The 12,367-nt window shown below is 65.0% G+C and carries 7 protein-coding genes and 1 pseudogene; 6 read left to right on the forward strand and 2 right to left on the reverse strand.

The features are described from left to right. Nucleotides 1-82 precede the first annotated feature (82 nt). From APT63_10390 to APT63_10415, 6 genes and pseudogenes are all read left to right on the forward strand, one after another. Nucleotides 83-2,199, forward strand: a pseudogene (locus tag APT63_10390) (ligand-gated channel). Between the two features lie 140 nt (nucleotides 2,200-2,339). Beyond that, a complete protein-coding gene (locus APT63_10395; GenBank protein AMA46001.1) occupies nucleotides 2,340-3,971 on the forward strand; it encodes a hybrid sensor histidine kinase/response regulator in 1,632 nt (543 codons plus the stop codon). Between the two features lie 132 nt (nucleotides 3,972-4,103). Beyond that, a complete protein-coding gene (locus APT63_10400; protein AMA46002.1) occupies nucleotides 4,104-5,420 on the forward strand; it encodes a chemotaxis protein in 1,317 nt (438 codons plus the stop codon). Nucleotides 5,421-5,537: 117 nt separating this feature from the next. Beyond that, nucleotides 5,538-6,233 (forward strand): dimethylallyltransferase, encoded by a 696-nt coding sequence (locus tag APT63_10405; GenBank protein AMA46003.1) that lies wholly within the window; start codon nucleotides 5,538-5,540, stop codon nucleotides 6,231-6,233. 252 nt (nucleotides 6,234-6,485) lie between these two features. Next, the gene (locus APT63_10410) at nucleotides 6,486-8,774 is read left to right on the forward strand and encodes a deoxyribonuclease (protein ID AMA46004.1); all 2,289 of its coding nucleotides are present in this window, start codon (nucleotides 6,486-6,488) and stop codon (nucleotides 8,772-8,774) included. Nucleotides 8,775-8,860: 86 nt separating this feature from the next. Then, the gene (locus tag APT63_10415; GenBank protein ID AMA46005.1) at nucleotides 8,861-9,838 is read left to right on the forward strand and encodes a recombinase; all 978 of its coding nucleotides are present in this window, start codon (nucleotides 8,861-8,863) and stop codon (nucleotides 9,836-9,838) included. Between the two features lie 125 nt (nucleotides 9,839-9,963). On the opposite strand, the gene APT63_10420 is transcribed toward APT63_10415, so the two are convergent. Together APT63_10420 and APT63_10425 are read right to left on the reverse strand one after the other, a co-directional pair. Beyond that, nucleotides 9,964-11,109: a glycerate kinase gene (locus APT63_10420; protein AMA46006.1), complete on the reverse strand. Its 1,146-nt coding sequence runs from the start codon at nucleotides 11,107-11,109 to the stop codon at nucleotides 9,964-9,966. Nucleotides 11,110-11,223: 114 nt separating this feature from the next. Further along, a complete protein-coding gene (locus APT63_10425; protein AMA46007.1) occupies nucleotides 11,224-12,321 on the reverse strand; it encodes a CdaR family transcriptional regulator in 1,098 nt (365 codons plus the stop codon). Between the last annotated feature and the right edge of the window lie 46 nt (nucleotides 12,322-12,367).

Here is a 12,367-nt window from a genome sequence, read left to right on the forward strand (position 1 = left end):
GCTCTACCCCCCTTCGTTGGCCTGACTATGCCCATAGAACGCCGAGGACCATTTGCCATGCGACCGTTTAGGGGAATCATCGATGCACGTGACACGACGCCACACCTTGCGCCTGGCGATCCGCCGGGCCACCCTGGCCACCGGGCTGGGCGCTGCTGCCGTCGGCAGTGGCCCGGTCTGGGCCGCCGCTGACCAGACCCTGGGCACCGTCACCGTTCAGGCCGCCCGTCAGAGCGAAGCGCAGAAAGCCAGCAGTCAGCTGGCGGACATACCAGGCGGCACCAGCGTGGTCGACAGCGAAGAGGTCGCCAAGGGCCGCACCGCCACCTTGCAGGACACCCTGGGTTATCAGCCGGGGGTGTTCGTGCAATCCACCGGCGGTAATGACGCGGCGAAGATTTCGATTCGAGGCTCGGGGCGAACACCTCGCCCGGCTACTTTCGCGAGGGCATCGCGTTTCTCTTCGACGGCCTGCCGATCACCGGCCCGGGCGGCACGCCCTACGAGTTCCTGAACGCCTCGGGCGTCAACTACACCGAGATCCTGCGGGGCGCCAACGCCTTCCAGTACGGGGCGCTGACCCTCGGCGGCGCCATCAACTTCGTCAACCATTCCGGCTACACCGCACCCGGCCTGCGCCTGCGCGCGGAAGCCGGCAGCTATGGCTATCAGAAGCAGTCGGTGAGCGTCGGCGGTGTCGAAGGCGACCTGGACTACTACGTCAACGTCGACAACTACCGCAACCAGGGCTACCGCGACTACAGCTTGTCGAGGAGCCAGGGGGTGGTGGCGAACCTGGGGTACGCCTTCAGCCCGAAGCTCGAGACCCGCTTGCTGTTGCGCTACCGCGACGAGTTCCACGACGACCCAAGTTCCACCACCCTCGACCAGATCAAGCATCACCCGCGCCGCGCCAGCGCCACGGCCGAGTCAAGCGGTGCCGGCAGCCGACGTCCGGGCAGCCTGTGGCTGGGCAGCAAGACCACCTATACCTTCGACGATGACGCGCGCCTGACCTTTGGCGTGGCGTACCACGACTATGCCCACAACAACAGCCCCGACAGCCCGAGCAACCCCAGCTACTGGGACTGGCATGACCTCAATCTGCGGCTGGCCTATGACCGTATCGACCAGTGGTTCGGGCATGAGAGCCGAAGCACCGTCGCCCTGACCTCCACCCAGCACCTGCGGGGCGGCGTGGACTCGACCAACCGGGACAAGACCACGCTCAAGCAGGTGGACTACCAGGGCTCGTTCGACCGCACCCTGAGCCTGGGCAATGACCTGAACCTGGTCGAAGGGCTGTGGTTGACCACCGGGGTGTCGTTCATCAACGTCCGGCGCAACGTCGACATCGAGCAGGCCGTAGCAGCCAATACCACGCCATTCCCCTCACGGGTGGACTATTCGAACTGGAGCGCCGCGCCGCGTATCGGGTTGCGCTACGAATTCACGCCACAGTTGCAGGCGTTCGCCAACGTCAGCCGCTCCATAGACCCGCCGGTGTCGTGGCAGTACTCGGGCTCAGGGCCGACGTTGCCGTACGTGCGCCCATTGGTCGAACAGAAAGCTAACACGGTGGAAATCGGCATCAAGGGCGCCCAGGGCATCTTCGATGGCAGCCTGGCCCTCTACCGCTCCTGGGTCCGCGATGAGCTGCTCAACGTCCAGCTGATTGCGGCCACCGCAAGCCGTGCAGCGGTGACCGGCGCCTTCAACGCGTTGCCAACCATCCACCAGGGCGTCGAGGCCGGGTTGAACACGCGACTGTGGCAAAACGATCGGGGCGACCAGGTGCGCTGGCGGCAGGTGTACACCTACAACGACTTCCACTACCGCGACGACGAACGCTTCGGTGACAACGCCCTGCCCGGTCTGCCCAAGCACGTGTACCAGGGCGACGTGCAGTACCAGCACCACAGCGGCTGGTATGCAGGCGTGAACGTGCAATCGGCGGCGCGCACGGCGGTGGACTATGCCAACACCTTCTATGCGCCGTCCTATACGGTGTGGGGGGCCAACCTGGGGTTCGAAGCGCCCAAAGGCGACTGGAAGGTTTCACTGGATGTGAAGAACCTGGCAAACAAGGCCTATGTCACGGCAGTCACGCCGCAATACGATGCGGCGGGTGCCGATACTGCATCGCTGTGGCCGGGCGATGGCATCGGTGCCTACGCAGGGCTGGAATTGCGGTATTGAAGACCTGGCCGGGCGACGGCTGACGCCTTGAGACCGGCCTGCATCGGGGCGTTCAAGCCACGTCGACACCGACACTGACACTTGGAAAGGTTTTTCACAGAGGACGCTAAACGTTTGCCGTGCCGCACGTTCAAAGCGCCATGCGTCCTACCTTTTTTCTGGAGTCTGCTCACGTGAGCGATAAAGTCCGTGTCGATAACGCTGCCGGTGCCAATATCAAGCAACCGCACAAGGATGTGTTCTTCGCTGCGGTGGAAACAACGCGCATGCCGATGATCGTGACCGACCCCAACCGTCCGGATAATCCGATCATCTTTGCCAACAACGCCTTTCTGGAAATGACCGGGTACGACCTGCACGAGATCCTCGGCGAGAACTGCCGCTTCCTGCAGGGCCCCGACACGGACAGGTCCGTGGTCAACGCCGTGCGCGAGGCCATTGCCGACAAGGTCGACATCGCCACCGAGATCCTCAACTACAAGAAGGACGGCTCGAGCTTCTGGAACGCGTTGTTCATCTCGCCGATCCACAACGACAACGGCGATCTGATCTATTTCTTCGCCTCCCAGCTCGACGTGAGCCGACGCCGGGATGCCGAAGACGCCCTGCGCCAGGCGCAGAAGATGGAAGCGCTCGGCCAGTTGACCGGCGGCATCGCCCATGACTTCAACAACCTGCTGCAGGTCATGGGGGGCTACCTGGGCCTGATCGGCTCGGCGGTCGAGAAAAGCACCATCGATGTGCCACGGGTCAAGCGCAGCGTCGATCACGCCCGTTCGGCGGTGGACCGGGCCAGTACCCTGACCAAGCAACTGCTGGCATTCGCACGCAAGCAGAGCCTGCAAGGCCGGGTGCTGAACCTCAACCACCTGGTGTCGGACATCGAGCCCTTGATCGAGCGCACCTTCGGCGCCGAAGTGGCCGTGAGCTACGACCTGGAACCCCACTTGCGCAACTGCCGGATCGACCCGACCCAGGCCGAGGTGGCGTTACTGAATCTGATGATCAACGCCCGGGACGCGCTGATCGGTCGCGAGGCGCCGCGTATTCTCATCGAGACGCGCAACATCGCGGTCAAGGACCTGGCCAGTGTGTCCTATGACGGCCTGTTGCCGGGCAACTACGTGAGCATTTCGCTGACCGACAACGGCATCGGCATGTCGGCCGACATTCGCGACCGGGTCATGGACCCCTTCTTCACCACCAAGGAGGAAGGCAAGGGGTCGGGGCTTGGTCTCTCGATGGTGTACGGGTTCGCCAAGCAGTCGGGTGGCGCGGCGCGCATCTACACCGAAGAGGACATCGGCACCACCTTGCGGCTGTACTTCCCCGTGGACGATGCCGGCGTGGTCCATCAGGACCCGGTGCGCGCCGTCGATCGCAAGTCGGGCAGCGAGAAGATCCTCATCGTCGAGGACCGGCCGGATGTGGCCGAGCTGGCGAAGATGGTGCTGGAAGACTACGGTTACAGTGCCGACATGGTGCTCAACGCGCGCGAGGCACTCAAGCGCTTCGACACCGGGCACGACTATGACCTGCTGTTCACTGACCTGATCATGCCCGGCGGCATGAATGGTGTGATGCTGGCCAGGGAAGTGCGCCGTCGCTACCCGAAGATGAAGATCCTGCTCACCACGGGCTATGCGGAGAATTCGCTGGAACGGACGGACCTGGGTGGCTCGGAGTTCGAAGTGATTTCCAAGCCCTGCATGCCTCACGACCTTGCACGTAAGGTGAGGCAAGTACTGGACGGCCCGAACGGCGTGGCATGAACCGGTGAGATCAGCACAGTGCCGTACCGTTCGGCACTGCGCTGTGGCAAAGGGATCCAATTGTCGGGTTACTGCTCAAGGATCGACGGTGCACTGCCGATAAGCCGTGCATGTCATAGCAGGTAGCTCATCATGTTCAATACCCGACTCAAGAGTACGATCGCTGCCCAGGCCGCCGAGCTGGCGGAATTGCGGCAGTTGCGCGATGGGCTGCAGCGCGAAATGCTGACGCTCAGCATCGACCCGGCGTTCATCATCCTGGCGTGCAACGTGCATTTCGCCCAGGCCTTGGGTTATCGGCAGGACGAGCTGATCGGCCGGTCGATGGATACCATCGTGCCGACTTATGTCACGAAACTGCCCTGCTATCACAAGTTCCGTGCCGCGATCGGGGCTCGCCAGTCGATCACCGATGAATACCGCTACCTGCATGCCGACGGGTCGCTGGTGTGGCTGCATGCGCACTGGCAGCCGATCCTGGGCGAAGATGGCGCGATCAAGCAGATGATCTGCCATGCCACCAACATCACCAGACGTCTGGAGAAAGCGTCCGAAAACACCTCGTTCATCGATGCCCTGCTGCGTTCGACGGCGGTCATCGAGTTCGACCTCGACGGCAAGGTAGTCACTGCCAACGAGCAGTTCCTGCGGGCCATGGGGTATACGCTGGCTCAGGTGAAGGGCCAGCACCACCGGGTGTTCTGCACGCCTGAAGAATCAGGCGCCCCGGCCTACCAGGCCTTCTGGGAGACGCTCAAACGCGGCGAATTCGTTGCCGGACGCTTCAAGCGCATCGATAGCCATGGCCAGGTGGTATGGCTCGAGGCGACCTACAACCCGGTCTACGACACCGAAGGCAACCTGTGCAAGATCGTCAAGTTCGCCACGGTGGTGACCGAGCAGGTCGCCCGTGAACTGGAGGTCAGCGAGGCGGCGAACACGGCTTTCGGCATTTCGCGTGACACCGACGTCGCCGCCCAGCAAGGCGCCGTGGTAGTCAATGACACGGTGCAGACCATGCAGAAGATCGCCGACGACATGCAATTGGCCTCCACGGGTGTCGAGGCGCTGGGTCGCCAGTCGCTGTTGATCAACTCGATCATCCAGACCATCGGCAGCATCGCCCAGCAGACCAACCTGCTCGCACTCAATGCCGCCATCGAGGCCGCCCGTGCCGGTGAGCAAGGACGAGGGTTCGCCGTGGTCGCCGACGAGGTCCGACAACTGGCCGGGCGCACGAGCACGGCGACCGAGGAGATCGCGGCGGTCGTGCTGCAGAACGGCAAGCTGGTAGAGAAGACCATGCAGGACATGTCCAACAGCAAGCACGAGGCCGAACAAGGATTGGAGCTGGCCGTTCAGGCGGGCAAGGTCATCGTGGACATCCGCGAGGCGGCACGCCGGGTGGTCGATGCGGTCGGGCGGTTCAGCACGCACCTGGGTAGTTGAGTGAGCGGCAGGCCATCGATCGAGCGTCGCCACTGAACGTCTGCAGTGAGCCGACCTCTGACATTCATGCAGGGCGAGCGACGCGCTGCCTCATGAACGTTTGGAGGATAGGCTCACATGAAGATCCTGATGGTGCTCACATCTCACGACCAACTGGGCAACACCGGCAAGAAGACCGGCTTCTGGCTCGAGGAATTCGCGGCGCCCTACTACGCCTTCGTCGATGCGGGTGCCCAGATCACCCTGGCCTCGCCCAAGGGTGGGCAACCACCGCTCGACCCCAAGAGCGACGAGGCCGACGCACAGACCGACCACACCCGTCGCTTCCAGCAGGACGAGGAAGCAAAGAAGGTGCTGGCCAATACGTTCCCGCTGGGTGAGGTCGACCCCTACGATTTCGATGCCGTGTTCTACCCCGGTGGGCATGGGCCGCTCTGGGACCTGGCCGAGGACAAGGACTCCATCACCCTGCTCGAGTCGTTCTATGCCTCCAACAAACCCATCGGCACGGTGTGCCATGCGCCGGCGGTACTCAAGCACGTGAAAGCGCCCGATGGCCATCCCGTGGTCAAGGGCAAGCGCGTCACCGGGTTCAGCAACAGCGAAGAACAGGCCGTGGGCCTGACCGATGTAGTGCCCTTCCTGGTGGAGGACATGCTCAAGGCCAATGGTGGTGAGTATTCCAAGGCGGATGACTGGGCCAGCTATGTGATCGAGGATGGTCATCTGGTCAGTGGGCAAAATCCGGCCTCCTCGGCGGCAGTAGCCGAGGCCTTGATCAAGCGTTTGGAGAAGGAGCCTGGCATCGAGTGATGCGCAGGGCCGAAGAGGCATTCCTACGGAAGGCCTCTCGGTGGAATAAAGAGGGGGCCGTTAGGCTCCCTTCCCTATCTAGACCCCCCCATCTTGTTCAACTTGTGCCTTTGTGGGGTTTTGCAGGTTGAGTTGTTTTGAAACCATCTTCAATATTGGGGTGGTATAAAATTACCACTGTGCCATCCGTCATCGTGCAGTCATCTTCAGGTCGTATTGTCCTGGCACTTCATCTCGTCGGGATCTCCAGCCGTGGCCCAGCGTCGCCTGCTTCACAACGGTCTTCTGCCGCTGCTTCTCCTGCTCTCGTGCACCACCCTGCTGGCGTTTCTCTGGGGCTCCTACTCCAGCCAGCGCGCCTTGTCCCGTCAGGATGCCCTGGCAGCCAAGGCGGCCGAGCATCTGAACCTGGCCAGCGTCGTCGCAGAGCAGCTGGTCCAGACCTTGGAACGCGCTCAGGCGCTGGGCAGCAGGCAGACGCCTGATACGCTGCCGCCTGCCCTGGCGCATGACCCGCTTCTCCAGCTGACCGCCCTATACGACCGTGAGGGTCGACGTCGGCCCGGGCAGCCTGCACAAGCTCCCGAACGCTTGCCCGCCGCCTGGATGGCTCACCTGCGCAGCCACCTGGCAAACCAGGGCGCAGCACCCCTGTTGCTCAATCGCAGCGTGAAGGCTTCGACCGTTCGACCCACTGCCCTGCCCTTCCTGCTACCGCTCACCGACGCGACAGGCGACGTCGAGGCCCTGCTTCTGGTTCAGCTCGACATCGATTACTTCGCCCGGCTGTTTCGCCATGTCGACCTGGGCACCACGGGCCTGATACGCCTGCTGCAGGAGGACGGACAGGAACGGTTGCGCGTCGACACCCACGGCGTGGCTATCGACGGGCAGAACCTTCTACCCGACCTGCCGGCCACCGCTGCCATGACAGGCCAGCTCACCCAGTACACCCAGCAAGGCACCTACCAAAGCCTGTTCCGCCGCGTGCCGAACCGTGGCATGAGCGTGGTGGTCAGCCAGCGTCACGATGAAATGCTCGCAGCACCGACCCAGGCCTATGCTCGCCAGTTCTGGGCGAACCTGGGCATCAGTGCGATGATCCTGGCCGGGCTGGGCTGGACCCTGTTGCTGCTCTACCGCCGCCAGGAGGCCTTCCATGCCCTCGAACAGGCCCAGCAGATCAACCAGCAACTGATCGGTCGACTCGAAGAAGAGCACCGGCGCAGCAGTCATGCGGCGGCCACCGATCACCTCAGTGGTCTGCACAACCGCCGCCAGTTCGTCGACCTGGCCGGTCGGACGCTGGTGCGGCAGCGCGGCCAGCGGCGTCTGATGGCGATGCTGTTCATCGACATGGACCGCTTCAAGTCGATCAACGATTCGCTCGGACACAAGGTCGGTGACCTGTTGTTGCAGGCCATCGCCGGCCGTATCACCCGACTGCTCGAGCCGGGCGACGAAGCCTCGCGCTTCGGTGGTGACGAGTTCGTCGTCCTGCTGGCCGGACACCGCAGCGAAGACCAGATCACGGCCTGGGTACGCGCCTTGGTCGACAAGCTGTCGGCGACCTATGCGCTGGATGGGCAGGAGGTCAACACCAGCCCCAGTGTAGGCGTCGCCATCTGCCCGCGTGATGGGCAGGACGTCGACAGCCTGATCCGTCATGCCGACGCCGCGATGTATTCGGCCAAGCAGGCCGGTCGTGCGCAGTATCGGTTCTTCGACCCATCGCTGAACCTGTCCGACATCCAGGCCTTCACCCTTGAACAGGCGCTGGGGCAGGCGGTGGCCGAGCGACAGTTCGTGCTGCATTTTCAGCCGCAGATCCGTCTCGACACCCTCCAGGTGACCGGCTATGAGGCCCTGGTTCGGTGGCAGCACCCCACCTTCGGGTTGCTCTATCCTGACCGGTTCATCGGGGTGGCCGAACGTAGCGGTTTCATCGTTGCCCTGGGCTGGGAAGTCGTGCGCCTGGCATGCGAAGCGCTGGCCGACTGGCGAACCGAGGGCCGGTCAGCGCGCCTGGCCGTGAACGTGTCGGCCATGCAGCTGTGGCAGCCCGATTTCAGCGACCGCCTGCTCGCCACCCTGGCGCACTGGCGGGTAGCACCCGAGCAGCTGGAGCTGGAAATCACCGAGACCACCGTGCTGGACCCGGAAGGCACGGCCATGGCCCATCTGCACCGCCTGCGTGCTGCGGGCATCGGCATCAGCCTGGACGATTTCGGCCGTGGTTACGCCGGCTTCGCGCATTTGCAGTCGCTGCCGTTGAGCAAGCTCAAGATCGACCGGGCCCTGATCGCGCCCTTGTGCAACAGCTACGACGACAGCCCCATCGTCTCTTCCACGATCATCCTGGCCAAGCGCCTGGGCCTGGAAGTGGTGGCCGAGGGGGTCGAGACCCGTGAGCAGGTGGTCTGCCTCAAGCTGGCCGGCTGCGATGTAGCCCAGGGTTATCACTTCAGCCGGCCGTTGGCTCCAGCGCAGCTGCGGCAATATCCACCCTTTGCGGGAGCAGAACGCCTCGCCTGTGCCTAGCGCCCTCTGAATCGTAGGGGTCCGCTGGGCAGCATGGCCAGGCTTGTTTATCCTGTGCGCTCGTTCCGCTCGACCCGCCCGCCGCCATGACCGACATTCAACGCTACGTTCAAGCCGCCACCCGCGACAACACCCGGCGCAGCTACCAGGCGGCCGTGGAGCATTTCGAAGTGCACTGGGGCGGCTTTCTGCCGGCGACCGCAGAGAGCATCGCCCGCTACCTGGCCGAGCACGCCGACCGCCTGGCAGTCAGCACCTTGCGTCAGCGTCTGGCCGGCCTGAGCCAGTGGCACCAGAGCCAGGGCTTCCCTGACCCGACCAAGGCGCCCCTGGTCAAGCAGGTACTGCGTGGCATCCGGACGCTGCACCCTGCCCCGCCCCGTCAAGCGGCGCCGTTGCTGCTCGAACACCTGAGCAAAGCCACGGAGACGTGCGAGCGCGAGGCGACGCAGGCACGCGCGCGCGGGGATCTGGCTGCACTGCTGCGCGCCCGGCGCGATCAGGCACTGTTGCTGCTGGGGTTCTGGCGCGGTGCACGCGGCGATGAACTGGCGCGCCTGCAGGTCGAGCACATCCAGGCGCAGGCCGGCAGCGGGCTGACCCTGTTCCTGCCCCAGAGCAAGGGCGACCGCCAGGCGCTGGGGGTGCAGCAACGCGTGCCCGCGCTCAAGACGCTCTGCCCCGTGCAGGCGTATCTGCGCTGGATCGAGGTGGCCGGGCTGGCACGGGGCCCGGTGTTTCGCAAGATCGACCGCTGGGGCAACCTGAGCGAGCAGGCGCTCAACAGCAACAGCCTGGTCGGGCTGCTGCGGCGGGTGCTGGAACGGGCCGACGTGCCGGCGGCGCTGTACACCGGGCACTCGTTGCGTCGCGGGTTCGCCACCTGGGCCACGGCCAATGGCTGGGAACTGAAGGCTTTGATGAGCTATGTCGGCTGGAAGGACGCCAAGTCGGCCCTCCGTTATATCGATGCGGCGCAGAGCTTTGGCGAACTGGCGGTCTTGCCTGTCGACACGCGGTCGGCCCAGGGGGAAACGCTGGTGCAGCTTGAGAAGGACGAGTAGGTCGACTCATCAGCGATCTTTATTGGGGTGGTATAAAAACTCATACATCGATCGGCACGGCGCGCGAAGCGTCGGCATCGAAGCTTCGCAGGACGGCTTTGCTCGAGATCAGCTGAGGGAAGAGGTCACTGCCCTCGATGGGCAGCCAGACGCCAGAGCCGCACGATGTCACCGGCGCGAGCGCGCAGCAGACGCTCGGCATCGGAGCAGGCCTGCTCCAGGTTCATGGGGCCACTGGTCAGGGCGAAGGCCGCATCGATGCCATGGGCATACAACTGTTCGTACCCCTCCCCCAAGGTGCCGGCGATGACGACCACCGGCACGCCATGGCGCTTGGCGACCCGTGCCACGCCCAGGGGCGTCTTGCCGCGCAGGGTCTGGGCATCGAAGCGCCCTTCCCCGGTGATCACCAGGTCGGCCCCTTCGACCAGGGCTTCGAGCCAGGCCAGCTCGGCGACCACGTCCACCCCCGGGCGGAAACGCGCGGCCATGAACGCCTTGGCGGCGAAGCCCATGCCGCCCGCCGCGCCACACCCGGGATATTCGCGCACATCCTCGCCCAACAGGTCGCGGCAGTGGTCGGCAAAATGCCCGAGCGCCTGGTCCAGGGCCTGGACCTGCTCGGGGCTCGCGCCCTTCTGCGGGCCGAAGATCGCCGACGCCCCGTGCGGGCCGCACAGGGGGTTGTCGACGTCCGCCGCCACCTCGACCTGCACCTCGGCCAGCCGTGGGTCAAGGTCGCTGGCGTCGATGCGCGCCAGCTTCGCCAGGGCCAGCCCGCCTTCTTCCAGTGGCTGACCCTCGGCATCCAGCAGGCGCAGGCCCAGGGCGCGCAGCATGCCACTGCCCCCATCGTTGGTGGCGCTGCCGCCGATCGCCAGGACGATGCGCTGGGCGCCGGCGGCCAAGGCTGCGGCGATCAGTTCGCCAGTGCCCCAGGTGCTGCTGCGACAGGCGTCGCGCTGGCCGGTCGGGATCAGTTGCAGACCGCTGGCCTGGGCCATTTCGATGATCGCGGTGCGCGTCTGCGCAAGCCAGCCCCACCCCGCCTCGACAGATTCACCCAACGGGCCTCGCACCGTCAGGTGACGCAGTTCGCCCTGACTGGCCGCCAGGATGGCCTGCATGGTGCCCTCCCCGCCATCGGCCATCGGGCATTCGATGCACTCGGCCTCGGGCCAGGCGTTTGTGATGCCTGCAGCGATGGCCCGGGCGACACCGGCAGCCTCGAGGCTGTCCTTGAACGAGTCGGGCGCGATGACGATCTTCATGGGCAAGCTCCTGATCCAGATGATGCGATGCTGACAGCAAGGCCGGGGCGGCACCTCGGTCGATTGCACAATGGTCCACCCGGTTGTTTGGGCATTCGCTGTGCCCGCGCAGGCTCAATCGATCGGCAGCAGTTGCAAGGCCAGGTAGAGGCCGAGCATCCCTTCGAGGCTGAACGGATCGACGCCGCCTACCTCGGCGATGCGCTCCATCCGATAGCGCAGGCTGTTGCGGTGGATGCCCAAGGCATCGGCGCAGGCCTGGCTCTGGCCATCGTGGGCGCACCAGGCGCGCAGGGTCGCCAGCAACTGCCCGCTGGCATCTCGGGCGCTCAGCCGCCGCAGCGGTTCGAGCAGCCCCTCGAGCGCTTCCTTGTCCGGGTGTCGCCATAGCATGGCGGGAACACGGTAGCGCTGCAGGTCGAGCAGACGTTCGGTCGGGCGGACCTGCCGCCCATAGGCGCTCAGGTCCCCGACCCGCTGGTGACCCTGGCGCAGCCGTTCCAGGCTGTCCGCCGGCACGCCGAGCGCCAGCCGCTCAAGGCTCCAGCCATGCCGGTCCAAACGCTCGAGCAGGCGCGCATCGTCCACGACCAGGCTCGCCGGGCGGCACCAGAGCAAGGTATGCGCCCCGGTGCTCAGGCACCAGCTGTCCGGGAAGCGGCTGAGCAGCCAGCTCGTCAGGCCTTCGACGTGCGACTCGCCGTCCAGCTCGAGCAGGCACGGCGTGCGCGGCAGATGCGGCTTGAGCCCAAGCTGACGGGCCTCATCGAGCAGCCGCAGCGTATCCCCATGGCCCCCGAGCAACAGCGCCAGCACGTCGTCGCAGCGCTGCCGTCGCCATTGCTGCTCCTGCTGCTGATGACGCTGGGCGAGCAGCATCTCGGCGGTCATGCGGACCAGTTCGCCGAAGGTCCGCACATGGGCCGGCTCACCGGTCAGGCCGAGCACCCCGACCAGGCGACCGTCGAGCAGCAACGGCAGGTTGACGCCCGGCTGTACGCCCTTGAGGCAGCGCGCCGCCTCGGCATCGAGTTCGACGATACGGGCATTGGCCAGCACCAGCTGGGCGCCTTCATGGCGAGTATTGATGCGCCCCGGCTCGCCACTGCCGAGGATCAGCCCTTGGCTGTCCATGACGTTGACGTTGCAGGGCAGAATGGCCATCGCCCGGTCGACGATGTCCTGGGCCAGGTCATGGTCCAGTTCGAACATGATACGGTCCTTGCAGTGGCACGTAGAGGCAGGCACCCAGGCAGGC

This window comes from Pseudomonas monteilii (assembly GCA_001534745.1).
Taxonomy (GTDB): Bacteria; Pseudomonadota; Gammaproteobacteria; order Pseudomonadales; family Pseudomonadaceae; genus Aquipseudomonas; species Aquipseudomonas alabamensis.